17 protein-coding genes and 2 tRNA genes are annotated in these 25,345 nt (G+C 53.5%); 6 read left to right on the forward strand and 13 right to left on the reverse strand.

The features are described from left to right. Nucleotides 1-14 precede the first annotated feature (14 nt). Both IV04_RS12075 and IV04_RS12080 read left to right on the forward strand, forming a co-directional pair. Nucleotides 15-91 (forward strand) — tRNA-Met (locus IV04_RS12075). A gap of 62 nt (nucleotides 92-153) precedes the next feature. After that, nucleotides 154-230: transfer RNA gene (locus IV04_RS12080), tRNA-Met, on the forward strand. 69 nt (nucleotides 231-299) lie between these two features. On the opposite strand, the gene amiC is transcribed toward IV04_RS12080, so the two are convergent. Then, nucleotides 300-1,550, reverse strand: a complete 1,251-nt coding sequence (gene amiC, locus IV04_RS12085) for an N-acetylmuramoyl-L-alanine amidase AmiC (RefSeq protein WP_037403711.1) — start codon at nucleotides 1,548-1,550, stop codon at nucleotides 300-302. A gap of 286 nt (nucleotides 1,551-1,836) precedes the next feature. Between amiC and argA the strand changes: the two genes are divergently transcribed. Further along, the gene (gene argA, locus IV04_RS12090; protein ID WP_037403710.1) at nucleotides 1,837-3,162 is read left to right on the forward strand and encodes an amino-acid N-acetyltransferase; all 1,326 of its coding nucleotides are present in this window, start codon (nucleotides 1,837-1,839) and stop codon (nucleotides 3,160-3,162) included. A gap of 28 nt (nucleotides 3,163-3,190) precedes the next feature. On the opposite strand, the gene recD is transcribed toward argA, so the two are convergent. The 12 genes from recD to rppH all read right to left on the reverse strand — a co-directional run bounded on the left by recD (nucleotide 3,191) and on the right by rppH (nucleotide 21,798). Further along, nucleotides 3,191-5,038, reverse strand: a complete 1,848-nt coding sequence (gene recD, locus IV04_RS12095) for an exodeoxyribonuclease V subunit alpha (protein ID WP_037403709.1) — start codon at nucleotides 5,036-5,038, stop codon at nucleotides 3,191-3,193. Next, nucleotides 5,035-8,586, reverse strand: a complete 3,552-nt coding sequence (gene recB, locus IV04_RS12100) for an exodeoxyribonuclease V subunit beta (RefSeq protein WP_037403707.1) — start codon at nucleotides 8,584-8,586, stop codon at nucleotides 5,035-5,037. The genes recD and recB overlap by 4 nt, the downstream gene beginning before the upstream one ends. Then, nucleotides 8,583-11,474 carry a pitrilysin gene (ptrA, locus tag IV04_RS12105; protein ID WP_037403704.1) on the reverse strand — a complete coding sequence of 964 codons (2,892 nt, stop codon included), beginning with the start codon at nucleotides 11,472-11,474 and terminating at the stop codon, nucleotides 8,583-8,585. The genes recB and ptrA overlap by 4 nt, the downstream gene beginning before the upstream one ends. Before the next feature lie 216 nt (nucleotides 11,475-11,690). Continuing rightward, on the reverse strand, nucleotides 11,691-15,065 hold the full coding sequence (gene recC / locus IV04_RS12110; protein ID WP_037403703.1) for an exodeoxyribonuclease V subunit gamma: 3,375 nt from the start codon (nucleotides 15,063-15,065) through the stop codon (nucleotides 11,691-11,693). Nucleotides 15,066-15,101: 36 nt separating this feature from the next. Continuing rightward, nucleotides 15,102-15,461, reverse strand: a complete 360-nt coding sequence (locus IV04_RS12115; RefSeq protein WP_051916777.1) for a prepilin-type N-terminal cleavage/methylation domain-containing protein — start codon at nucleotides 15,459-15,461, stop codon at nucleotides 15,102-15,104. Continuing rightward, on the reverse strand, nucleotides 15,451-15,903 hold the full coding sequence (locus IV04_RS12120) for a YgdB family protein (protein WP_037403799.1): 453 nt from the start codon (nucleotides 15,901-15,903) through the stop codon (nucleotides 15,451-15,453). Before IV04_RS12120 ends, IV04_RS12115 begins: the two co-directional genes overlap by 11 nt. Next, on the reverse strand, nucleotides 15,900-16,472 hold the full coding sequence (locus IV04_RS12125) for a prepilin peptidase-dependent protein (RefSeq protein WP_037403701.1): 573 nt from the start codon (nucleotides 16,470-16,472) through the stop codon (nucleotides 15,900-15,902). The genes IV04_RS12120 and IV04_RS12125 overlap by 4 nt, the downstream gene beginning before the upstream one ends. After that, nucleotides 16,460-16,966, reverse strand: a complete 507-nt coding sequence (locus IV04_RS12130; protein ID WP_037403699.1) for a prepilin peptidase-dependent protein — start codon at nucleotides 16,964-16,966, stop codon at nucleotides 16,460-16,462. Before IV04_RS12130 ends, IV04_RS12125 begins: the two co-directional genes overlap by 13 nt. 190 nt (nucleotides 16,967-17,156) lie before the next feature. Next, nucleotides 17,157-17,951: a thymidylate synthase gene (thyA, locus tag IV04_RS12135; RefSeq protein WP_037403698.1), complete on the reverse strand. Its 795-nt coding sequence runs from the start codon at nucleotides 17,949-17,951 to the stop codon at nucleotides 17,157-17,159. A 6-nt stretch (nucleotides 17,952-17,957) separates the two neighbouring features. After that, on the reverse strand, nucleotides 17,958-18,830 hold the full coding sequence (gene lgt, locus IV04_RS12140; protein WP_037403696.1) for a prolipoprotein diacylglyceryl transferase: 873 nt from the start codon (nucleotides 18,828-18,830) through the stop codon (nucleotides 17,958-17,960). Between the two features lie 182 nt (nucleotides 18,831-19,012). Next, entirely contained in the window at nucleotides 19,013-21,259 is a 2,247-nt protein-coding gene (gene ptsP / locus IV04_RS12145; RefSeq protein WP_037403695.1) for a phosphoenolpyruvate--protein phosphotransferase, read from the reverse strand. 11 nt (nucleotides 21,260-21,270) lie between these two features. Next, the gene (gene rppH / locus IV04_RS12150; RefSeq protein WP_037403693.1) at nucleotides 21,271-21,798 is read right to left on the reverse strand and encodes an RNA pyrophosphohydrolase; all 528 of its coding nucleotides are present in this window, start codon (nucleotides 21,796-21,798) and stop codon (nucleotides 21,271-21,273) included. Nucleotides 21,799-22,494: 696 nt separating this feature from the next. Here rppH and mutH point away from each other — a divergent pair. The 3 genes from mutH to IV04_RS12165 all read left to right on the forward strand — a co-directional run bounded on the left by mutH (nucleotide 22,495) and on the right by IV04_RS12165 (nucleotide 25,292). Beyond that, nucleotides 22,495-23,181 (forward strand): DNA mismatch repair endonuclease MutH, encoded by a 687-nt coding sequence (mutH, locus tag IV04_RS12155; RefSeq protein WP_037403692.1) that lies wholly within the window; start codon nucleotides 22,495-22,497, stop codon nucleotides 23,179-23,181. Nucleotides 23,182-23,358: 177 nt separating this feature from the next. Then, nucleotides 23,359-24,075 (forward strand): TerC family protein, encoded by a 717-nt coding sequence (locus IV04_RS12160; RefSeq protein ID WP_037403691.1) that lies wholly within the window; start codon nucleotides 23,359-23,361, stop codon nucleotides 24,073-24,075. A 176-nt stretch (nucleotides 24,076-24,251) separates the two neighbouring features. Continuing rightward, the gene (locus IV04_RS12165; RefSeq protein WP_037403690.1) at nucleotides 24,252-25,292 is read left to right on the forward strand and encodes an NADP(H)-dependent aldo-keto reductase; all 1,041 of its coding nucleotides are present in this window, start codon (nucleotides 24,252-24,254) and stop codon (nucleotides 25,290-25,292) included. The last annotated feature ends 53 nt before the right edge of the window (nucleotides 25,293-25,345 follow it).

The following is a 25,345-nucleotide window of genomic DNA, read 5'->3' on the forward strand; positions in this document are numbered from 1 at the left end:
AGGTACTATACGGACGCGGGGTGGAGCAGCCTGGTAGCTCGTCGGGCTCATAACCCGAAGGTCGTCGGTTCAAATCCGGCCCCCGCAACCAACTGATGCTGTACCAGCAGTATCAAATGAAAGTGGGTTCGATAATATCAGTATCAAGACGGACGCGGGGTGGAGCAGCCTGGTAGCTCGTCGGGCTCATAACCCGAAGGTCGTCGGTTCAAATCCGGCCTCCGCAACCAATCTTGATAAGAACGAACAAGCACCTTAACGGGTGTTTTTTTGTATCTGAAATCCGGTAGCCCTGCCGTTTACTGATGTGCCAATGCCCCACCGTTGGCGAAATAGGCCTTAATCCCCGCCAGAATAGATTCCGCAATCTGCTGCTGAAAATGGCTGGTGCGTAATTTGCGTTCTTCCTCAATATTACTGATAAACGCCGTTTCAACCAGGATTGACGGGATGTCTGGAGCCCTTAACACGGCAAAACCGGCCTGATCGACCCTCTTTTTGTGCAACGGGTTGATTTTACCCATTCGGCTAAGCACTTCCTTCCCGAATTTCAGGCTGTCATTGATAGTCGCGGTTTGCAGCAAATCAAACATAGTGTGATCCAGATAGCGGTCACCGCTCTTACTGACGCCACCAATCTCATCAGCGGCGTTTTGGGTCTGTGCCAGAAATTTGGCCGTATTGCTGGTTGCACCTTTAGTCGAGAGTGCAAAAACCGAAGAACCCCGCGCCGAACGGTTAGTAAATGCATCCGCATGGATAGAGACAAACAGATCGGCACGCTGCTTACGCGCTTTTGCCACTCGCACCTTCAGCGGGATAAACACATCGTCGTTACGCGTCATAAACACTTTCATGTTCGGTTCACGCTTGATAAGCGCACTCAAGCGGCGCGCAATCTGCAACACCACGTCCTTTTCCCGTGTTTTATTTTTACCAATAGCCCCTGGGTCCTCACCGCCGTGCCCGGGATCCAGCATGATGACCACGGGTCGATCGCGCCCTGCTTTACCGGCCTGCGGCGCTTCTGCGGGTAACGATCGCTCCAGATCCCCTTTGTTGTAATCTTCCAGCAACGCCAGCAACGGATCATATTCCTCGCCGCTGCCCCCTTTGGTCGGGTAAAGATCCACCACCAGCCGATTACGGTATTCAGCCACCGGAGCCAAGGTAAACATATTCGGGCTGACGCTCTGCTTAAGCTCCAGCACCAACCTGATGGTGTTTTTATCGAACTGGCCGACACGTGCCTGCTTCAGGTAGGGATCATCCTTGCGCACCTGCCCGGCGAGCCCTTTCAGCACGCTGTTGAGGTGAACATCTTCGATGTCGATCACAATACGATCGGGATTGGAAAGCGCAAACTGCTTGTACTTCAGCGGTACGTTGGATTCCAACGTCACACGGGTATAGGTCGAAGAAGGCCAGATACGCACGGCAATCACGTGCGAAGCGGCAGCTAAACCTACAGAGCTCACGCTCAGCAACCAGGTTGCGGCAACCCCCTGTAACAAACGACGGCGACCCGGATTGTGGTTAGCGTTAGACATGCGGCTCCAGCAGTAACATACCCGTTCATCTTTCAAGCTGCTGGGGGTTGGCTGCAACTGAAAATCGATGAGGTATCGAGATTTAAAAACACCAAAAAGTGAGAATGACAAAAACTTTAACCAATCCTATTGGGACTGTCATCAGGAAATCTTTTTATGTTTTTTCAATTTATTAATGAATTAACTGGGTTAACCAAGATCGCAACGTAAATTCCTGCTTGCCATCAGAGCAACAATAGAATAAAAATACGAAAATACCGTATAAATATGCAAAAGAGGTTTTGCCGTGAAGGAACGTAGCACAGAGCTGGTCCAAGGATTCCGTCACTCAGTTCCCTATATTAATGCTCACCGTGGCAAGACGTTTGTCATCATGCTAGGTGGTGAAGCCATCGAACACGAGAATTTCTCCAGTATCGTCAACGATATCGGGCTCTTGCATAGCCTGGGGATCCGTTTGGTGGTGGTGTATGGCGCACGGCCACAGATTGACAGCAACCTGGCACTGCACAATCACCAACCGGTTTATCATAAACATACCCGCGTCACCGACGCGAAAACGCTTGAGTGGGTCAAACAGGCTGCAGGTCTGCTGCAATTGGATATTACTGCCAGGCTTTCTATGAGCCTGAACAATACGCCACTGCAAGGGGCACACATCAACGTGGTAAGTGGCAACTTTATCATTGCCCAACCGCTTGGCGTGGATGATGGCGTCGACTACTGCCACAGTGGCCGTATTCGGCGCATCGACGAAGAAGCTATTCATCGCCAGCTCGACAGCAATGCCATTGTGCTGATTGGCCCGGTGGCCGTTTCCGTTACCGGCGAAAGCTTCAATCTGACGTCGGAAGAAGTTGCGACTCAGTTGGCTATCAAATTAAAAGCAGAAAAAATGATCGGCTTCTGCTCATCGCAAGGGGTAACAGATGCGGAAGGGCAAATCTCGCCCGAGCTGTTCCCCAACGATGCACAAAAGCGCATTGAACAACTGGAAGCAAACGGCGATTACTATTCCGGCACCGTGCGTTTTCTGCGTGGTGCGGTCAAAGCCTGCCGCAGTGGGGTAAGGCGCAGCCACTTGATCAGCTATCAGGAAGACGGAGCGCTGGTGCAGGAGCTGTTCTCACGCGATGGTATCGGTACTCAGATCGTTATGGAAAGTGCTGAACAGGTGCGCCGAGCGACGATCAACGATATCGGTGGCATACTCGAGCTGATTCGCCCACTGGAGCAACAAGGCATTCTGGTACGCCGTTCACGGGAACAACTGGAAATGGAAATCGATAAGTTCACGATCATCGAGCGCGATAACCTGACAATTGCCTGTGCAGCACTCTATCCGTTCCCCGAAGAGAAAATCGGCGAAATGGCCTGTGTGGCCGTCCACCCAGACTATCGCAGCTCGTCGCGTGGCGAAATCCTGTTGCAAAGGGTAGAAAGCCAGGCGCGGCTGATGGGCTTACAGAAACTGTTTGTGTTGACCACCCGCAGCATCCACTGGTTCCAGGAACGTGGCTTTACACCAGCGGAAGTAGACGTTCTGCCAATGCAGAAACAGGCGTTGTATAACTATCAGCGCCGCTCAAAAATCCTGCTGGCCGATCTGTAACCGTTTATGGGCGCTGTCTCACAGCGCCCTACTCTGAACCGGCCTGCAGTCGTTCCGCCAGCCCACTGCGGCGTTGCGTTGGGGTGCGAGTAGCAGCGAGCAGAACCTTATCTGTGGCGTAAAGCGAAAGCTGCTTACGTGCGCGGGTAATGGCGGTATAGACCAGTTCACGCGTCAACACCGGCAGAAAATGGTTCGGTAACACCAATACCGTATGGTCAAACTCCGAGCCCTGCGATTTATGTACCGTCATTGCATAAGCCGTTTCATGTGCCGGTAAACGGCTCGGTTGCACTGATTTAATACTGCCGTCCGGTAACTGGAAATGCACCCGCAGATCGCCTTCTGCACCGGGCAAAGCAATACCAATGTCGCCATTAAATAGCCCCAGAGCGCTGTCATTACGACCAATCATCACTGGCCGCCCCACATACCAACGCCCTGCGGGGCCAGGATTACGCCGAATCAACCCCGCGCGCTGCAACCCGCTTTCAATACGTTCATTCAGCCCGGCAACGCCAAACGGCCCTTCGCGTAACGCACACAACACCTGAAAGTGGCCAAAGGCTTCCAGTATCGCCGTGGCACCTTCGCCTGCGGCCACCATCCTGAGATAGTCACGATACCCCGCAACACAAGCCTCCAACAGGTGCTGATAATCCTCAGTCTCTGCCAGCGGATAACCGGCCACATCCGCATAGCGGCCATTCAACGCCGCCATCGCCTGTTTACCATCACCCGCATTAACGGCCAGCGCCAACTGGCCAATACCGGATTTGGCATCAAACCGATAGCTCTTACGCAACAGGCACAGACTGTCGCGCACTGCCGCTCCCGCAGGCTGCCCTTGCAACCTATAGCCGGTCAAACGCGCCAGCTCTGCCGCCCGCGTTTCGCTGTAACCTTGCTCGGTAAAACGGCAGATATCCCCCAGCACCGCCCCTGCCTCCACCGAAGCCAACTGATCGCGATCGCCAAGGAATATCACCCGTGCTTTAGGTGGCAAAGCGGCAATCAAGCGCGCCATCATCGGTAAATCCACCATCGATGCTTCATCCACCACCAGGACGTCCAGATGCAACGGATTGCCCCGGTGATAACGCATCCGTTGACTGTTAGGTTGTGCGCCCAACAGACGATGCAAAGTAGCGGCCTCCGCCGGGAATAGTGCCCGCTGTTCCGGCGTAAGGGGCAACTGACGGCTGGCAGTGTTCAATGATTCGGTCAGCCGCGCCGCCGCTTTACCCGTTGGTGCAGCCAGTTGGATACGCACCCGCGTATCGCCGCCAAGCTGCACCAGTGCGGCCAGTAATTTGGCCACCGTGGTGGTTTTGCCAGTACCCGGGCCACCAGAAATCACGGCGATACGGCGGGTAGCTGCTACAGCGGCAGCGATCTTCTGCCAGTCAGCTTCGCCAGTTGCCTCACCAAACAGGTGATCGAGGATCGCACGCAGTTGCCCCTCTTCAACCGGTTGTGGAACCCTGTCGCTGCTGATAAAAGCCGCAACTTCACCTTCGTTCTGCCACATGCGTTGCAAATACAGCCGCTGCTGCTGTAACACCATCGGCGTGGCCGAGCTGCCATCACTTACGGCGGCAGAAGCCGCCAAGCGTTGTTGCCAGTGGGCCAAATCGGGTTGCCCAGCGGCCTGCCAGGCGGCCAAGGCCAGCTCAGGCTGGCGGCCATTGAACAGCGTTTCCGGTGACAACTGATCCAACAGTAAGCAAACATGCCCAGCCCCTGACTCTGCGCTCAGGCAGGCCGCCGCCAGCAGGAGTTCCGGTTCGTCATTACCGGCAACAATCTGGGCGAAATGCACATCCAACGGGCGCAATACGCCCAGCACCAGCGCCTGATTCAGGATCTCAATCATTGCCCCTCCTCCGCACTGCTGGTTACACCACTGAACAGACAGTCCATCCCTTGCACCAGAGCCTCATCCGGTTTGCAGGCAAAAATTCCGTTGCCCGGATGTTCAGCATCGACGCCGCGTAAAAACAGATAAATCACCCCACCAAAATGGCGGTTGTAATCATAATCCGCCAAGCGATGGCCCAAGTAGCGGTGCAGCGCCAAAGTATAAAGCTGATACTGCAGATCGTAACGATGCTCCACCATTGCCCGTTCCATAGCCTGCTGGGTGTAAGCACGGCTGTCTTCCCCCAGCCAGTTGGATTTGTAATCCAGTAAGTAGTATTTGCCCTGCCAACAGAACACCAGATCGATAAAGCCTTTCAACATGCCTTGTACCTGCTGGAAATTCAGTTCAGGACACTGTGCAGAAAGCGGATCGTAGCGCTTCACCAGTTGATCCAGCTCATCTGCCTGTAGCAACCCGTTGATCGGCAGATAAAACTGCATTTCCGCCTGCTTGGATTGCGGTACCAGCGCGGAAAGGATCACTCCATTGTCATTAAGCGGCGTATTCAGCAACACCTGCATCCAGTCTTTTAAGACTGGCAACCAGCATTCATCAACACCCTGCTTTTGCAGCTGTTCCAGCAGTTTTTTCTCCTCAAGCGGCTGCATAAAATCCAGCGTTTCAAACAGGCTATGCAGGAAGGTCCCAGGCGCAGCGCCACGCGGGAAGGTATGCGGAGTCAGTTCTGGTGCTTGATCAGCCACATACTCCCCAACGGCATCGACATCCAGGCGCGGTAAAAGCTCCTGCATACCTGCCGTGCCATGCTGCTGTAAGCCGCTGTAGCTGGTCACCCGCCAGAAATCCTGCAGCCGCCGCGAGAAATGTTTTGCTGCCAGTTTGGTTGCCACTATGGCCTGTGGTTGCCAAGGGTGTTCATCCGGTACATCGACCAAGGCAAACTCAATCCCCCCTACTGCCAGCTTTTGCAGGCTCTCTTTCAGGTAGGCAGCATCACCAGCCTGCCCCGCCTGCACCAGATACCCCAGCGCACTACGGTGCAAGTCGGTTTCCCCCTGTTTTTTGCGTGTGCCCAGAAACAGGGGAGCGATACCAATACTGCAGTGATACACCGAGCGGGTCAGCGCCACATACAACAGACGTAAATCTTCCGCCAACCGTTCTTCTTCGGCCCAAGCCAGGCTTTCTTCATTGGCATTAAGATCCAGCAATGCCTGAAAAGTGTTACGATCGTGGTACAGCACTTGCTGTTGTTGGCGGAAATTACCGATAAAGGGTAGCCACACCAGATCGAACTCCAACCCTTTTGACTTGTGGATAGTAATCACCTGTACCAGATGGCGATCGCTTTCCAAGCGCAACTGCTGGTTATCCGATTGGCGATTTGGTTGAGCAATTTGCTGGGCCAGCCAACGCACTAACGCATGTTCGCTGTCCAACTGAGCCGTTGCCTCTTGCAACAATTCCCCCAGATGCATCACGTCTGTCAGACGGCGTTCACCACCGGGGCTGGCCAGCAGGTTTTCGGCCAAGTGACGCTGAGCCATCACCTCACGCAGCATCGGCAAGACCCCACGCCGCTGCCAGTGGGTACGATAAGCATCAAACTCGTTAACGAGCGCATCCCAGGCCTGTTCATCCTGATTGAGAGCGTCCAGCGCTAACGCATCCAGCCCAAGCAGACCGGTCGCCATTGCGCTACGCAGAGTGCGCTCCTGTTCCGGTGCCAGCACGGCCTGCAGCAACCACAGCAAGTCTTTGGCTTCTGGCGTATCGAATACGCTGTCGCGATTGGAAAGATAGACCGAGGGGATCGACAGTGCACTGAGCGCGTCACGCACCAGCGCCGCCTCAGCACGGCTACGCACCAGAATAGTGATATCCGATGCCTGTACATTACGGCGTTCCCCCCCATCACTCAGGCAGGCTTCACCTGCTTGCCCTGCGCTAAGCCAGTCACGGATTTGCGCTGCACACCAGCGCGCCATTAATTGTTGGTAATCACTTACTCCGACACCTTCCCCCTGCTGCAACCAAAATTGCATTGCCGGTTGTGGTTTGTTACGCCATTCAAACACCAGCCGCTGATTTTTTTGCGCAGCAGCAACATCAATAAATGGAATCTGTTTAAACAAGAAAGGGTTTTCTACCTGAGCAAACAGCCGATTCACGCTACTCACCATCGCGGGTGACGAACGCCAGTTGGTATCAAGCGTGTAGTGGGCGCTCACCTCTGAACGAGCACGCATATAGGTGAAAATATCTGCGCCCCGAAAAGCGTAAATCGCCTGCTTGGGATCGCCAATCAACAACAGGCCGCAGTCAGGTTGGCCGAGATACAGCTTTTGGAAGATACGGTATTGCTGAGGATCGGTATCCTGAAACTCATCGATCATCGCCACCGGATAGCGCTGGCGAATTGCCTGAGCCAGTGGCTCGCTACCTGTGCTTTGTAGCGCCGCGTCAAGTTTGCTGAGCAAATCATCAAACCCTAACTCGGCACGCTGGCGTTTCTCTTGCGCAATGGAGGTGCGTATCTCGCTCAACGCACGGGCCATGATCAGATCCCGCAGCGTTAAGGGCTCGGCAAACAGTTCATCAATCGCCACAAACAGCCCGTGGCGTGGTGCTTCACCTTTTTTGGTTTTCTCAAGCAGGATCGATTGGCGGAATTTATCCAGCTCCTTGGGTAACTGATAATCCTGAGTCTCCTGCCCAGCCCACTCGCCAACCTTATTCAACCAGTTAGGCAAATGTTTGCTGCTATAGCTGCGCTTATCAACACCTGACTGGCTGATTAATGCCTCTAACTCCCCCGCATTGGCACGCCACTGGGTTTTGATGGCATCAATACGGGCCACTATCTGCTCATGGCGCATCAGGAGCGTTTCATCATCTTTCGGCGGCTGGCGCAAGGTTGGCGCTTCACCGTGCAAGTAACTTGCAAGATCGTTCAACAACGCTTCTGGGCCGCTCCATTCCTGACTTATCGCTCTTGCCACGCTCAGCGGTAAAGGGTAGCAATGGCGCCGCCAGAAATCTGCACAGGCCTGACGCCGCAACGGCAACTCATCCTGTATCAATGTTTGCTCAAACAAAATGCCAGATTCAAACGCATTGTGAGTGAGCATTCGCTGACAAAAGCCATGAATAGTGTAGATTGCCGCTTCATCCATTTGCCGTTCTGCCGCCAGCAACTGCGCGGCTGCATCTGACAGATCGTCGATTTCCGCCATCAGTAGGCAAAATAATGGGTCTTCACTTCGCCCGCGCACGCAGGCGATCCGTAACGCGTGGATATTGCTGCGAATACGGCCACGCAATTCCTCGGTGGCCGCTTCGGTAAAGGTCACTACCAGAATTTCTTCCACCGTTAAAGGCCGATGAAAGGCGGCTGCCTGGCCTAAACCAAGCAGCAAACGCAAGTAGAGCACCCCAATGGTAAAGGTTTTGCCAGTTCCCGCCGAAGCCTCAATCAACCGTTCGCCAAACAGCGGTAGCGCTAACGTATCAAGCCTCTGGGGAATAACTGCCGTCATGGCGTTGTCACCTGACGTGGCAATGTCTGTTGCAGGGCGGAAGCATTAGGATAAGTCACCCAAGCCTCGCCCGGCACAGCGAAATCAACCTTCTCCTGACTGCTGCCGCTCACCTGTGAAAGCACTGCCAAACCCTGCGGCTGAATGACTGCCTGATGGAAATAGTCCGCCAGTTTGGCTGACGTCAGGGTGGTAATTTGTGCAATCAGCTTCTGACGGGTATCGAAGGCAAAATTACCACGATCAAAATCGTTGCTGAAACGGTCAGCCTCCTCACCCAACGTTTGCGGGCGTTGTTGCAGTTCGTTGATTATCGCCTGCTTATATTGCGCAAAATCGGCCTCGCTCATTTCGCGTAAACGTTTTTCAGCCTTAGGGTAGAAATCCTGATAACGCTGATAAAGATAAGCCGGTTGTTTGCTGTTGCTTTGCAGCAGGAAACCAATGCCCCACTGACGGCCTACCGGCGTGGCAAAAGCAAATACGGCATAACCGAGCTGTTCCTGTGTACGCAACTGGCTGTAGAACCAAGGCTGAATAATCTGCCCCAGCAAAGAGCCGTATGCCATGCCCGTTACTTCATCGTAACCCGTCGGTACATAGACCGCCGCCAATGCTGAGTCGGTGCTGCTGCCGGGCCGCTGCAGGTTCGCCAGCTGTTTCTTTGCGATCACCACATTCTCACCATGCCACCAGGTCACACCGGTACAGCCCAAATGCTGTTTCAGCGTAGAAGCTAACGCTTCCACCTGCTGTTTACCCATATTGCCCACCACCAACAGTTCTGGTGTGGCCTCGGTAATCAGGCTATCTCGATAGGCCAGAACATCTTGCAGCGTCAGCGTTTTCAACACTTCACGGCGTTCGCTACGCTCGGTATAGGGCACACGAGATAGCATTTGCACCGGCTGAATGGCCAACTCAAAGGCTTTGCCCTTCTCCGCCGAATCCAACTGTTCCAGATACCAGGATTTGGCCTGCACTAATTGGGCTTCTGTTGGGGTAAAACTGGAATAGCCGTCAATCAGTGAGGTCAGCAATTGCGGTAAACGCTGGGTAAAACCGCTGGCATTAAACGCTAGGCCGTTATTTGACGAAGTAGAAAAACTCAGCCCACCGACAGAAGCCTGATAGCTCAACTGATCGAGCGACAGACCGGCCAGATAGTCCATTAGAGAAAACAGTACCTGGTTGCGTGCAGAATCTGCGGTCTTGGGATTGCGTAGAGCCACGGTGACATCCGCCTTGGGCTCATCGGCAAAGTAACGGCTCGGCATATACAACACACGCAGGCCAGGCTGATTCACCACTAATTCCGGTTTAGTAAACTCATGCTGCGGCGTGCTCAAGGCAAAATCATCGGGAATATACGGGTTCAGCACCGGCAGAGAGAGTGTGATTCCTTTGCCCAGTTGCTGCCATTTCTCGAAACGTTCTGGCGTGATTTTATCGACCTGATAAGGAGCGTCAACAAAGTAAGCCATTTTGTTGTGGGGTTCATCCGGGCCGATAAACCAGATGCGTGCATTCTGCGGCGTCATCTCGTTCAAACGCTGTGAGATGGCTTTAGGATCAAAACGGTCCGCCAGATAAGGGGCATCCAGCGTATGTTCGATCGGCACCCTCAACATGGTATCGACCAGCCATTCAATATAGCCCATATTGCGGGTAATCGAGGGGTAGCGGAAATCCAGATTCAAAACATGGGCAATCTCATCAAAATAGCTTTGCTTGACCCCTTCGGTACGCAACATATTCAGATAACTGAAGATGGCCGCAACCACCTTGTCACGCTCCTGCAGCCCTTTGTCTGTCAGTGAAACACTGATCGAGAAAATTCCTCCGTTACGATCCACCATAGGATCGGCACCGGCATTAATGGCATCCGCTAGCCCCTGCTTTTGCAACCAGTCTGAAAGCGTATTATTGCTGCGGTTACCAATCAGGTAACTAATATAGGTGTCGGTTTTACTGCGAAACTCCGCACTGTTATTGTCGATGCGGAACTCAACTTTCAGCTGTTTACGCGGCTGCGCCGGCACGTAATGAATAATGATGCCCTGCTGTTCTGCAGTGACAACAGGCACGGTGATCGGCGGCACTTTCGCCTCTCGGTTCGGTATCCGGCCAAAAGTTTTAGCGGCCAGCTCGGCCATCTCCGTCAATGACTGATTGCTATATAGCACCCCCATCATCAGGTTGGCAGAATAGTAGCGCTGATAAAACCCAAGCAGTTCATCGTGCAATTTGCTGCCTGGCTTATCTTTCAGTGTCTCGAGATTGCCGCCAGCAAAACGGGCACTGGGGTGTTCAGGATTCAACGTTTCAGCCCCAACCTGAGCCATACGCATCCCATCGCGGGAGCGGGCCATGGTCAGTTCGGCATTCACCGCATTGCGTTCACGATCGGCATTACCCGGATCCAGCAACGGTTCCGCAATCGCATCGGCCATACGATCCACCGCTGGCTCCAACGCGTTATTTTCCACTTCCAGATAATAAGCCGTGCGGTAGGATGCGGTGCTCGCGTTATGGCTACCGCCGTGTTTCTTCAGGAATTCAGCGAGGTTCTCTGGCTCTGGATAACGTTTTGAGCCCATCAAGACCATATGTTCAAGATAATGAGCCAGCCCAAGCTGATTCTCTGGGTTTTCTAACGAGCCAACCGGCAACGCCAGAGCAGCCAGTGACTTCGGGGCATGCTCGTCAGAAACCAGCAATACCGTCATTCCATTCGCCAACTTGATGGCCTGATAATGGCGCGGATCGTGCTCACTCTTGCGGATTTTTTCCGCCAGCGGTTGCCATCCTTGGGCAGCCCAGCTCAGTGGAGCACAAAACATAACCAACAACATTAACCCGATGATGCGGGCCAACCCTCTACGCATATTCAAAATATACCCCTATCTCTCTCGCCGCTGCGCCAATTCACCAACGCTAACGGGCACAGTGCAAAACAATAACGCTAAAAAGATGCAGGTTACATGGCTCGATAGACAGTAAAGCTATGCCAGTAAACTATGAAAAAGAGAAACACTCCCTAACGGCTGAATATAAATCTAGCCATTTTTTATCATCTCCACCTACCCAGCACCACTTAAGGATTATTCCCCCAGGTTATTCTGTGCCAGAGGCAGCAGGTAACGTTCGGTTTCGCACAGAATTTGTTCAAGATAACCATTATCCATATGCCGGAAAACGCGCTGAATATAAGGATCTTCCCCTTCTCCCGGTATTCGCTGATCCCCTTGCCAGGTTTGCAACAGCTTAGCGCGGGCTTTGATTTGTACCTCTTCAGCCCAGTCAATCTGCTGCGTCTCCGCCTGGTAACACTGGCTCAACCATGCCCAACCGCTTTTGTTTAATAACATCAGAGGTTGCGATAACCCACGCAGATAGCCGGCAACCAGTTCAGCCAAGCGCTCATGGGCCTCTTCAGCGGGAAGTGCCGCAAAGCGCCAGATAGAATTTTTGCGCCCAAACATACGGCTGGTTCCTGTGCCACCAGCGCAGCAATACACCAGGTGTTCCACCCAAAGCAACATGCCGTCTATGGCCGAAAGCGTCGCTGGCCGCCAACGTAGCAGGCCATCCTGCTGGACCTGGTGCAACCAGCCGTTGATACGCGTGCCCGCAACCTCGATCTCCAGTTCCAGGCTGCTGCTTTCCTGCCGTTCGCAACGAACTCGCTCAGCCAGTTCGCCCATTTCTTCCTGCTGCGTTTGCCAGTAGATCTCACCAAATGCTCCGTAGGGTAAGGCACCGGATGCCCGCACCCGCTGGAATAATCGTGCGGTATCTTCTTGTTCTATCAGGGTATTCAGTAATTGGCTGTTGTATTGATAACGGCTGAGATTATCCAGCGTAAAAGGCTCTTCTTCCGGCAACTCGGTCTCTTCCAACACGAAATTAACGCCGAGGCGCAATTGGAAAAATGCCCGTATCGGATGACGATAGAAGCGCAGCAACTCATCCAGCGAAATCTGCGCTTTATCTTCCAGCAACAGCGGTTGATTAAAGGCCGGATAGGCAGCGCCACGCCCGTCTGCCGCTGGCAACCATTCGGCGGCAAAACTTTGCATCTCACTCCCCGGCAGGAAGTTTTCAGCAGCAAACGGCATACGAGAGTGCCACCGAAGTAAATGTTTCCCTACCCGTAGCGCACTGTCATCAGCATCGCAGGCCTCATCACCCGGCAAATAATAGCTCTGCTCCAGATACTCCAGCAGTTCGGTAACCAGTACCGAAGGATAACGCTCACTGTTATCCTGGATTGAACGGCCAATAAAGCTGATATAAAGCCGCTGCTGAGCCGAGAGGATCGCTTCCAGGAACAGGTATCGGTCATCATCACGGCGGCTGCGATCGCCACGTTTAACCTGTTGGGCCATCAGATCAAAACCCAATGGCGGTAAAGTCCGTGGATAAACCCCATCGTTCATCCCCAGCAGGCAAACGACCTTAAACGGAATGGAACGCATTGGCATCAGGGTGCAGAAGTTGATCTGCCCCGCCAGAAAACGCTGGCTGATACGTTGCTGATCGAGGCGGGCCGCCAGTTCATTACGCAGCAATGTCAGCAGTACGCTATCGGGATAACGTGCTGACACGCCAAACTCAATGACCTTCAACCATTCCTGTTCAATCAGCGCTAATGCTTCTTCCGTTTCGCTGTCAGCCTTAAAGAAGCTCTCGAGCAAACGACGACACAGCGGCGACCATTCGGCCAGCGTTCTAGCCTCACTCAGGATTTTCCGCCAATCGCTGAGTTGATACAGCAGATCGGCCAGTTGGCCAGCCAGTTCGGCGACCAACCCGCTAGACTCGTCATAGGGTAATACTCCTTGCCAATCACCCGCATTACTGTCCATTGCATACCCTAGCAACATGCGGGTAATACCAAACCGCCACGTGTGCTGACCGGTTGTCGGCAAAGCCAGTTCGCGTACGTTGTCGTCATCCAGCCCCCAACGCACCCCAGCTTCGCCTACCCAATGGCGCAACAGACGCAGCCCCTCTTCCTGAATGCAAAAACGGGCAGCCAACGCAGGCACCTCCAACAGTGCCAACACTTGTTCGGAGGTAAAACGGCTCTGTGGCAGATCAAGCAATGCGATAAAAGCCTGTAAAGCGGGATGCGCCTGGCGAGCTTTGCGATCGGAAATAGCAAACGGCAGGTAGCGCTCAGCAGATGCATTGCCAAAGACGGCCTGAATATAAGGGGTGTAACTGTCGATATCTGCCACCATCACGATGATATCGCGGGCCGTCATTTGCGGCTCTTCGGCCAGCATCGCCAGCAGTTGATCGTGCAATACTTCAACTTCACGCTGCGGGCTGTGGCAAGCATGCAGGCTGATAGAACGATCCTGCGGATCCAGCAGCCGTTTATTGCCACTGTGCTCAAACGTGGCCAGCGTGGTGCCGATCACCGAGTGATCTTCCAGTTCCAGCATGTCGTGCTGGATGGTATGCAGCAGGCAATCTGGTGGAATATCCACAAAAGCATCGATCTCCTGTACTGCCTCCATCTGCGACAGCAAGTACAGATGGTCTCGCCCCAGTTTGCCCCATGACGCAAGCAGCGGATTACTCAGCAGTTGTTCACCTTCAATATCAAATAACTGTGCAGCCTGTTCTGGTTGGCGAAATAACCCCTGTTCCCGCTCTTGGTGGTAATGGCGACGTCTGCGGCTTTGCAAGCGAGCAAGAAAGGCATAATCCTGAATATCCCCCCAGTAATAACGGCAGGGATTGGTAAACATCAGATGGATATCAATGTGCTTGCCAAGCGCCTGTAGCGCTTCCAGATAAACCGGTGGCAAAGCGGAGATACCACAGATAAATACGCGGGGGGGCAAACCAACCGCGCAATACTCAGCGCTTTCCAACTCGCTGATAAACCGGCGGTATAAATTGGCGCGATGCCATTCTGGCTGCCCCAGTTCCTGCGTGTACTCAACCAGCCTGCGCCACAACGCGGCCTGCCACGGCTGAGCCTCGGCCAATCCTTCAATGAGTTCCTTACGCTGCCAGCTTTCCAACCACTGCGGGCGATAAACCAGATATTGGTCAAACAGGTCTGCCACTCTGCCTGCGAGCTGGTGGATCTTACGTTTGTCACCGTCGTCGATCAGGTAATGCTGCAATGGTGCAAATTCGGGTTGCATCAGCATCTCAGGCAGTAACCACATCAGCTTCCAGGTCATGGCATCTTTGCTGAAGGCGCTCTCTTTTGGGATGCCCGGTAAAACCTTGGTGAACATATCCCAGATAAAGGTGGCCGGTAGCGGGAAGGCAATATTTGCGGCGATACCCAACTGTTCTGCCAGCTGCATTTGCAACCACTGCGCCATGCCAGGGCTTTGTACCAGCACCACTTCCTGCTGAAAAGGATCGGCCAGGGGTTCTCTGGTGATCAACGTACTGGTCAGCGTTTTCAGTAAATCCAGCTGATTGGAGTGGTAGACCCTAAACATGGCGCTCCTTTAAACCAAATAGGTGTTTCGCTCTGATTACTGCTCGATGCAATACCAGCGGCTGAGTTCAACCTGTTGCCGCAGTGATGTTTGTATTTTTACCGTGCGCCGCAGGCAAGAAGCCTCCACCACTTGGGTGTCTATTTCGCGCTGCCAGTTGGCGGGTAACGCTGACGCGTTATCCTGCGTTAGCACCCCAGCGTTAAACATTTCCAACTGGTGATGCGCCAAAGACCAAGCCTGCTGGTATTGCCATTGCCGCTGAAACGCCTGCAACAAAACCTGATGGTATTGTAACAGCCCCAACAGCGACACCGCGAACAACAATGCCGCAATCAAGACTTCAGGCAGGCTGAATCCTTGCTGTCCATGCACACTGGAACGTTTAGTCGGCACAATCACTCTCTTTCTTCTCAGGGCAAAAATCCAGCCAGCCCCCCTTTTCCGCTCGCAGTTTAACATCACCTACAGCGCCGGTTTCGCTGGTCAATTGATACAGCCAGAGCGGTTCAGCCTGGGTCACCATTCCCGCACCACGCACCATCACAATACCGGTACGGGAAGATCGCCGGGCGCAGGCTTGTAGAGCATCGCTATGCAATTGCTGGCAGTGCCATCGGGTCGTCGTCAATTGTTCACGCGACCAAGGTTGTACCAGCCCCCAATTCAAAGCAGAAACCGCCTGATTGTAAGCACGCAGATAGCGCTGTTGGTCCACCGCCAGCAACAGGGCGCTGTCCAATTGCCGCTGCTGGGCATTGAGCAGCATTAACCCCATGACCAGCAGCAACATGACCGCTGCCAGCGTACTGCCCCCTTGCTGTGTCTGCATATTCAGAGTGCCTCCATACTGACCACCCATTCCAGGTTCTGCTGAATATTTTCCCGCACCGTTGAACGGCCTCTCAGGCTGAAAAGAACCTGCGACTTGCCGCTGAGCGCTGTCATCTCACTGATGGAGAAAGCGTCAATACGCAGTTCCTCAGGATCGTGTAGACGTTCCCAACCATTGCCACGACATTGCCTCACACCACGCTGCCCTTCCAAAGTGCCTGCGCGCAGACGATAACCGAAGTACTCCGCATCGCCGGTATTTTCCCATTGGCCATTATGATTAAGGTCATAAGCGACAATCACGCAGCTTTGCGGAGCCTCGCCCTCCGCATTGCCGATCATTAGCGCCTGCCCTTGGCACTGCCCGGCGCAGAATCCAGCACGGCGCAGATCTTTTTCAATCCCGAAAGCCAATTGACGCAACACCTGTTCCAAACGGTAATGACGGCCCACATCGGTAGTTTGCTGGCGCAGGACCGGCAAAGTCTTGGCGGCACCCAGCGCGATCAGGCTGCCAAAGGTCATTGCCAGCATGACTTCAGGCAAGGTAAATCCTTGTTCTAAGGCTGGCATAAGGCAATCCCTCGAATAACCGTTTCTTCGCTGCACAAACGCAGGCGCCCTTTAGCAGAAAGCACCAGGCGCATGCGACCCGCACCATTGCTTAACAAGATATGCCCGGCTTGAGCATTATTACGCAGCCCATAAAAGCCCATTTCTTTTTGTGTGAAATCCTGTAATTGCACACCAGGATGGATCGGTGTAAACACCCACCCAACCGCAGAAGTGCAGTTCGTGGCTGCAGTTCCACTGCCTACACACCAGGGATCACCGGGTTTAAACCACAGCAGAGCATTGCGATTACGCCAGTTGGCATCAGCCTGCAAGCGCGTCAGAAAAGCCAGCAGTTGCTGGGCAGTCTGTTCCAGCCGCAATGCCTGTTGATAAAGATGCCACTGACTGATGCACCACGAGGTCAACGTACCAGCCAGCAGCATCACCACCAGCAGTTCAATCAGCGACAGGCCTTGCTGGCAGCGGCCATGACGGTATGGGTATCGGTTCATCAGGCGAGTGTAATGCGCCGGATTGACGGCTGCAGAAACCTTTATTCAAGCTGGAAAATGCCACGCAACGTTTTTATGTATCCACCAGAAAAACCAAGAAAAATGCGTGCGGCTTCGCATTGCAGGAGGGAAAGAGGGAGTGATGTAGAGAATAGGGCTCGGTTGTCAATCCACCGAGCCCTTTGAGGCATTAAATCGCGACAGGTGCTTTGATTGCCGGATGTGGATCGTAACCTTCGATCTCAAAGTCTTCGAAACGGTAGTCGAACAGCGACGCGGGCTTACGCTTAATCACCAGTTTAGGCAGAGCACGCGGCTCACGCGTCAATTGCAGTTGGGTCTGTTCCATGTGATTGCTGTACAGATGGGTATCGCCGCCGGTCCAGACAAAGTCACCGACTTCAAGCTCACACTGCTGCGCCATCATATGCACCAGCAACGCATAGCTGGCAATGTTGAACGGCAGGCCCAGGAACACATCGCAAGAACGCTGGTACAGTTGGCAAGAAAGCTTGCCATCTGCCACGTAAAACTGGAAGAAAGCGTGGCAAGGTGCCAACGCCATCTGATCCAGTTCGCCCACATTCCACGCAGAAACGATGATCCGGCGTGAGTTAGGATCCTGCTTTAACTGCTGTAACACATTGCTGAGCTGATCGATCTGGCGACCATCAGCCGCGCCCCAGGCACGCCATTGTTTGCCATAGACCGGCCCCAGATCGCCATTCTCATCGGCCCATTCGTCCCAGATCGTGACTTTATTTTCACGCAGATAAGCGATGTTGGTCTCGCCGTTCAGGAACCACAGCAGTTCATGAACGATCGAGCGCAGATGACATTTTTTGGTCGTCACCAGCGGGAACCCTTCCTGCAGGTTGAAACGCATCTGGTGGCCAAAAATCGACAACGTGCCAGTACCGGTACGGTCGGCTTTAGGTGTGCCCTCGGCGAGCACTTTTTTCATCAAATCCAGATACTGTTTCATTTTTCCTCACGACAGTTGCTGCTGCGGGCGACGGCGATACGCCCAGATCATCATAATCATACCGGCAACGACCATCGGCACGGACAGGATTTGCCCCATGCTGATAAAGCCGTCAAACAGGCCAAGTTGGGCATCCGGCTGGCGGAAGGCCTCAACAATAATACGGAATACCCCATAACCAATCAGGAACAGGCCAGAAACGGCCCCCATCGGACGTGGCTTGCGGATAAACAGATTCAGAATAATAAACAGCACCACGCCTTCCAGCACCATCTCATATAACTGCGATGGATGACGCGGCAACACGCCGTACTGATTCAATATCGGTAACAAGCTCGGATCGGCGGCTGCAATAGCAATATCTTCGGAACGGGACCCCGGGAACAACATAGCCCACGGCGTGTCGGTGGTGACCCGCCCCCAAAGTTCTCCATTGATAAAGTTGCCCAGGCGGCCAGCCCCCAGGCCAAACGGAATCAGCGGCGCAATAAAATCAGAGACCTGGAAGAAGGTACGTTTAGTCCGATGAGCGAACCACACCATCACCAGGATCACCCCCAGCAGGCCACCGTGGAACGACATCCCGCCATCCCAGACTTTGAACAGATACAGCGGGTTATCCAGGAACATCGGCAGGTTATAAAACAGCACGTAACCTACGCGCCCACCGATAAACACCCCCAGAAAACCGGCATACAGCATGTTTTCCGCTTCGTCCTTGGTCCAGCCACTGCCCGGTTTGTTGGCGCGGCGTGCCGCCAGCCACATGGCAAAAACAAAGCCAACCAGGTACATCATGCCGTACCAGTGCAAAGAAACCGGGCCGATAGAGAAAATCACCGGATCAAATTTAGGAAACGCCAGATAGCTAGTGCTCATCTATCACCACAACATGTCTGTTATTTTTCCCCATTTGGGGGCGGCAGGTGCCAAACGCGATATCGGGATCCCCGATAAACTTCGAATCGCAGTCAAGCTGCGCATCATAACATAGGCTTAACCGCGTTCGGGTTCGGCCTCAGGGAAAAGTTCTGTAAAAAAATCAGTCCACACTTGCAGATTCAACGGCCACCGCGAATCAACCCACCCATGCCGCGCCGTTCCATAAACGCAGCCACCTGATGGCGTACTTCGGTGGTGGTTTGGGCTGCCAGCACGCGCTGCACCAACCCTTCGGCATCAGTCAGTGCGATATTACGCAGCAGGTATTTGATGCGTGCCACGCTGCGCCCATTCATGCTCAGATTACGGTAGCCCATCCCTACCAACAGCAAAGCCCCCATCGGATCGCCCGCCAGTTCGCCACACAGGCTGACCTGCAGCCTAGCGGCTGAGCCTTGATCAATGATCATTTTCAGCACCTGTAACATGGCAGGGTGCAGGCTGTCGTAGAGCAACGCCACGCGAGTGTTATTGCGATCTACCGCCAGCAGATACTGTGTGAGATCGTTGGTGCCTACCGAGATAAAATCAACGCGCCCGGCCAGGTACGGGATCAGGAAAATCATTGAAGGTACTTCCAGCATCACGCCGATCCTAGGCTTGGGAATGTCATATCCCAACACTTCTTCCACTTCACGTTTCGCGCGCTCGATCAGGCGTTTCGCCTCATCGATCTCTTCCAGGCTGGTGATCATTGGCAGCAGAATGCCGAGATTACCGGTACTGGCGTTGGCACGCAGCATCGCGCGCACCTGAACCAGGAAGATTTCCGGCTGATCGAGGGTAATACGGATACCACGCCACCCCAGGCAAGGGTTCTCTTCGCTGATAGGCATGTACGGTAGCTGTTTGTCTGAACCGATATCCAGCGTGCGCAGCGTGACTGGTTTGTTCGGATAAAGCTGCAGCATGCCCTGATACTGCGAGACCTGCTCTTCTTCCGAGGGGAAACCACTTTGCAGCATGAACGGGATCTCCGTGCGGTACAAACCAACGCCGTCCACACGCCCGCCAAGCAGTTGCTCATGTTCCGGGCTGAGACCCGCATTCAGCATGACCTGGATCCGTTCACCGGTTTTCAATTGCGCAGGCTGTTCAACATCGTCTTCAGCCAGCTTGCTGAGTTCCTGCTCCTCGTTGATAAGGCGCTGATACTCCTGTACCAGAACCGGCTCGGGATCCACCAGCAGTTCACCACGATAGCCATCAACAATCAGCATTCGTTGGGCCAACAACGCCGGTTGGATATCGGCCCCCATCACCGTCGGCACGCCCATCGCTCGCACCAGGATCGCCGCATGGGAGTTAGCGGCACCGTCACGCACCACCACACCAACCAGACGATCCGGCGGCATTTCTGCCAACAGCGTCGCGGTCAGTTCATCCGTCACCAGCACAAAGCGCGCAGGCCACTGGGTATTACTTTGGGTGGTATCGTCGAGGTGGAACAACAGGCGTTGGCCAAGCGCGCGCAGATCGCTGGCACGCTCGCGCATATAGGTATCCTGCAACAGCGCAAACTGCGCGGCAAACGTTTCGATCACCTGTTTTACCGCCCATTCAGCGACCGAACCGGCATCAATTTCGGCAAACAGCTCACGCTTGAGGCGGGCATCGTTCAATAGGTGGGAATAGAGATCGAAAATCGCCGCGCTCTCTTTCTGCGAACTGGCGGAGAAACGCTTGCTGAAACGGCGGAATTCGGCACCCGCTTCTTCCAGCGCCTGCATCAGGCGTTCACGCTCGCTGACCATATCCAGCGTGGAGGCTTGGTAGACCTGATCGAGCGAAGGTTGGCTGCTGTCGAGCCAGCCTTCGGCTACCGCCACCCCTGGGGAGGCCGCCAGCGCCCGGATACGCGTCTGGCGATACTGGCCAAAAATGGCATTCAGTTGCGATTGGGACAGGATCCCGGCCATCTGTGTCGCCAGGGTTACCAGAAACGACTCTTCGCTCTCATCAAACTGGCGCAGTTCCCGCTGTTGCACCACCAGCACGCCGAGCAGTTGCCGGCGGTGGATAATCGGCACCCCCAGGAAGGATCGGAATTTGTCTTCTTTTACCTGCGGGACATATTTGAAACTGGGGTGGCTCTGGGCATCCGCCAGGTTGATGGGCTCCGCCCTGCGCCCGACCAAACCGACGACGCCCTCATCGAAAGCCAGCGCAATAGTGCGCCCACGCGGCTTTTTCAGCCCACGCGTTGCCATCAGGTAGTAACAACGGCGATCGTTATCTGCCAGATAAATCGAACAGACTTCGGTATCCATCGCCAGACAGGTTTCATTGACCAAAAGATCCAGCGCATCTGTCAGATTGGCCGCCGCGGCCACTTTCTCAACAATTTCTCGCAAGCGCGTGAGCATAGTCTGCTGACTTAACCTCTCTTTCGGCGATAAGCGGGAGCCTGCCGCTGTGCCGCCACTTCCTGCATTGGCATGACGGTCACGGCAAATTCTTTCATTACCCGGCGGTATACGTCACGTTTAAACGACACCACCTGGCGCACCGGATACCAGAAACTCACCCAGCGCCAACCGTCAAACTCTGGCGTGCTGCTGCGCTGCATGTTGATATCCGCGTCGTTGCACATCAGTTGCAACAGGAACCATTTCTGCTTTTGGCCGATACAAACCGGCTTTGTGTCCCAACGCACCAAACGTTTTGGCAATTTATAGCGCAACCAGTTGCGGGTTGAAGCCAGGATACGCACATCCTTCTTACTCAACCCCACTTCTTCGAACAGCTCACGGTACATCGCCTGCTCGGGCGTTTCGCCAGGGTTTATGCCCCCTTGGGGAAACTGCCAGGAGTGCTGACCGTAACGGCGGGCCCATAAGACCTGCCCCTGACGATTACAGATTACGATACCAACATTCGGGCGGTAGCCATCATCATCGATCACCGGACTACCTCGATAAGCATAAATTCGTATAGATAGTCTGATTGTTTCACACAAGCTACAGGCGGTAAACCACTGCTTTGCCGCGTAACAGACCGGATAACATTGGGATAATTCACAGATAATGGCAAAGTTATAAACATGTGATCGGTTTTTACTACGGTTTTATTCACTTTTTCTGTGGATAGGTATGTGAAGAACCCAAGGAATAAGCCGGTAAAACTTCATGAAGCTGAAACGGCCCGAGTATTTAAATTAAAAAATAATTCATTCATAACAACATATTAAAAACTTATAACTACTTATGTACAGGGTGAAAATGTGATCTGTGCACGCTAAGGATCCTTCCCTGGCGAAAGATCCATCACCGTTGATTTTATCCACAGATTATCCGCCCAAGTTACGCACAAAACGGATAAGTTCGCAAAAAAGTACCCGCGTCAAGGCTGTAAATCAAACCAGTGATCGGCAAAAATTTGGGTTATCCCATAAATCTGTGGATAAATAGGTGTAAGATCCTGTTCATTGTCAGTGGCTTCACGTGAACAAGCACAAACTGGCGTTTTTTTCTTGGCACCGTTCTGGCAAAAAATCATGATAAATCATGCTACTATTATTCTTTTCCTTCATTTCGTTCCGCTGCTTGCGGTTGTGAACAAATGTGGTTCATTTTTTAACCGAAAATCACAGGCGTGATTCATGACGTTTCTATCCCCGCGGCCTCCATCACCGGAAAATGAACCACAACTGTTTGCACGCGCACAAGCCCTGGCGGGTTGTAACCTCGGTGAGCTGGCTGCTCGTGCCCAAATTGCCATTCCGCAGGATCTGAAACGCGACAAAGGCTGGGTAGGCATGCTGCTGGAGCTGTATCTAGGGGCGATGTCCGGCAGCAAGCCAGAACAGGATTTCCCCGACTTGGGCATTGAGTTGAAAACCATCCCGGTTGATGCTGCGGGTAAGCCGCTGGAAACCACATTTGTCTGCGTAGCGCCACTCACTGGCAACAGCGGTGTAACCTGGGCCAACAGCCATGTGCGCCATAAACTGGCTAGGGTATTGTGGATCCCGGTGGAAGGCGAGCGGCAGATCCCGTTGGCGCAACGACGCATCGGTTCCCCGCTGCTATGGCAACCGAATCAGGCAGAAGAAGAGATGCTGCGCCGCGATTGGGAAGAACTGATGGATCTGATCGTGCTCGGCCACGTTGAGCGCATTACTGCCCGCCATGGTGAGATATTGCAACTGCGCCCCAAAGCCGCCAACAGTAAAGCCTTAACTGAAGCGATTGGTGAACAGGGCCAGCCGATTCTTACGCTGCCACGGGGTTTTTACCTGAAGAAAAGCTTCACGGGCGCACTGCTGGCAAGACATTTTTCGGTTTAGCCTATTTTATTACCCGGCATTCGCCCTGAAAGTCAGGCGCTTTCTAAAAATTCAAGTAAAATAATCAAGGTGCGTAGGTTATTACTTATTATGTTGATGTAATGTTTAAGTTAACGTATCGCCAGCCCAATTAATGCGTATAATTCCCGCTTCATTTTTCTTAAGGTGTTCAGGGCCATGTTCGAATGGATTATGGATCCCAATGCTTGGTTGGCGTTAGGCACGCTGACCATTCTTGAGATCGTGTTAGGTATTGATAACATTATTTTTCTCTCGCTAGTGGTAGCCAAACTGCCAAAAGCGCAGCAAAACAAGGCACGCCGCATCGGCTTAGCCGCTGCAATGCTGATGAGGCTGACACTGCTGGCTTCGATCGCCTGGGTGATCAGCCTGACACAACCGCTGTTCACTGTGATGGAGCACAACGTTTCAGCCCGCGACCTGATTCTGTTGTTCGGTGGCCTGTTCCTGATCTGGAAGGCCAGTAAAGAGATCCATGAAACGATCGAAGGCTCTGAAGAAGAGCATCACACCAAGGTGCACAGCTTCTTTGGTGCCATCGTGCAGATCATGTTACTGGATATTATCTTCAGCCTGGATTCCGTGATTACTGCGGTAGGGCTGTCTGACCATCTGTTTATCATGATGGCTGCCGTTGTGATTTCCGTCGGTGTGATGATGTTTGCCGCTCGGCCAATTGGCGAATTCGTTAACCGCCACCCTTCAGTAAAAATGCTGGCGCTGGCATTTTTGATTCTGGTGGGCTTCACCCTGATGCTGGAAAGTTTCCAAGTGCATGTGCCGAAAGGCTACATTTACTTTGCGATGTTCTTCTCTATGTCAGTCGAAGCGCTCAATTTGATGCGCAGCAAGAAAAACCGCACTCAAGAGTAATGATTAACAGGGCACGCCAGCCGTGCCCTGCTTCATTGCCCTATCTCTCTGCTTCCATGGTCAAGACACAATCCGCTTCCCCCATCTGCACGGCTTGGTTATAGTCGAGAAAGGCATCTTTATTGCCATTTCTGGTTTCACCGTCTGTCAGCGTTACAACTTAAGGAAGGCCGTTAATGCGATACCACCGTATACCCCACAGTTCTTTGGAAGTGAGCGTGCTGGGATTGGGCACCATGACCTTCGGCGAGCAAAACAGCGAAGCCGATGCCCACGCACAACTGGATTATGCATTAGCCGCTGGCGTCAACCTGATCGATACCGCAGAGATGTACCCCGTACCGCCTCGCCCAGAAACCCAGGGGCTGACCGAGCAGTACATCGGCAATTGGATCAAGGCGCGCGGTAATCGCGATAAAATCGTACTGGCCAGCAAAGTCTCCGGGCCGGTACGGGGTAATGACAACAGTATTCGCCCGCAGCAGGCACTGGATCGCAAAAACATCCGTGCCGCACTGGATGCCAGCCTGAAACGGCTGAACACCGATTATCTCGATCTTTATCAGTTACATTGGCCACAGCGCACCACTAATTGCTTCGGCAAACTGAACTACAAATACACCGATGATAAAGCCACGGTGACGCTGCTGGAAACGCTGGAAGCACTGACCGAGCAGGTGCGGGCCGGTAAAATACGCTACATCGGCGTTTCGAACGAAACCCCATGGGGTGTCATGCGTTATCTGCAACTGGCAGAAAAGCACGATTTACCGCGTATTGTTACCATTCAAAACCCGTACAGCCTGCTGAACCGCAGCTTTGAAATTGGTCTGGCGGAGATCAGTCAGCACGAAGGGATTGAGCTGTTGGCTTACTCCAGCCTGGCATTCGGTACGTTGTCCGGCAAATACCTGAACGGTGCCAAACCCGCCGGAGCACGTAACACGCTATTCAGCCGCTTCACCCGCTATACATCCGCACAAAGCCAATTGGCAGTTGCCGAATATGTCGCGTTGGCGAAAAAGCACAGTCTTGACCCCGCTCAGATGGCGCTGGCCTTTGTGCGTCAGCAACCGTTTGTCGCCAGTACCCTGCTGGGAGCCACCACACTGGAACAGTTGAAAAGTAATATCGACAGTTTTGAGGTGGTGCTGGAAGAAGACGTATTGCAGGCGCTAGAAGAGATCCACACCCGCTTTACCATCCCAGCACCCTAAATGATTCAGGGGCGCATACGCGCCCACCTTAGTGCTGACAAAGCCCGTTATTA

The organism is Serratia sp. Ag1 (genome assembly GCF_000743355.1).
In the GTDB taxonomy this organism is placed as follows: domain Bacteria; phylum Pseudomonadota; class Gammaproteobacteria; order Enterobacterales; family Enterobacteriaceae; genus Chania.

Bases quoted from the DNA above. Each gene is read 5' to 3' on its own strand.
- IV04_RS12160 (WP_037403691.1), top strand. From the start codon at position 23,359: ATGTTCGAATGGATTATGGATCCCAATGCTTGGTTGGCGTTAGGCACG.
- IV04_RS12165 (WP_037403690.1), top strand. From the start codon at position 24,252: ATGCGATACCACCGTATACCCCACAGTTCTTTGGAAGTGAGCGTGCTG.
- recC (WP_037403703.1), bottom strand. From the start codon at position 15,065: ATGTTTAGGGTCTACCACTCCAATCAGCTGGATTTACTGAAAACGCTG.
- mutH (WP_037403692.1), top strand. From the start codon at position 22,495: ATGACGTTTCTATCCCCGCGGCCTCCATCACCGGAAAATGAACCACAA.
- recB (WP_037403707.1), bottom strand. From the start codon at position 8,586: ATGACGGCAGTTATTCCCCAGAGGCTTGATACGTTAGCGCTACCGCTG.
- IV04_RS12130 (WP_037403699.1), bottom strand. From the start codon at position 16,966: ATGAACCGATACCCATACCGTCATGGCCGCTGCCAGCAAGGCCTGTCG.
- ptsP (WP_037403695.1), bottom strand. From the start codon at position 21,259: ATGCTCACGCGCTTGCGAGAAATTGTTGAGAAAGTGGCCGCGGCGGCC.
- lgt (WP_037403696.1), bottom strand. From the start codon at position 18,830: ATGAGCACTAGCTATCTGGCGTTTCCTAAATTTGATCCGGTGATTTTC.
- recD (WP_037403709.1), bottom strand. From the start codon at position 5,038: ATGATTGAGATCCTGAATCAGGCGCTGGTGCTGGGCGTATTGCGCCCG.
- IV04_RS12125 (WP_037403701.1), bottom strand. From the start codon at position 16,472: ATGCCAGCCTTAGAACAAGGATTTACCTTGCCTGAAGTCATGCTGGCA.
- thyA (WP_037403698.1), bottom strand. From the start codon at position 17,951: ATGAAACAGTATCTGGATTTGATGAAAAAAGTGCTCGCCGAGGGCACA.
- ptrA (WP_037403704.1), bottom strand. From the start codon at position 11,474: ATGCGTAGAGGGTTGGCCCGCATCATCGGGTTAATGTTGTTGGTTATG.
- amiC (WP_037403711.1), bottom strand. From the start codon at position 1,550: ATGTCTAACGCTAACCACAATCCGGGTCGCCGTCGTTTGTTACAGGGG.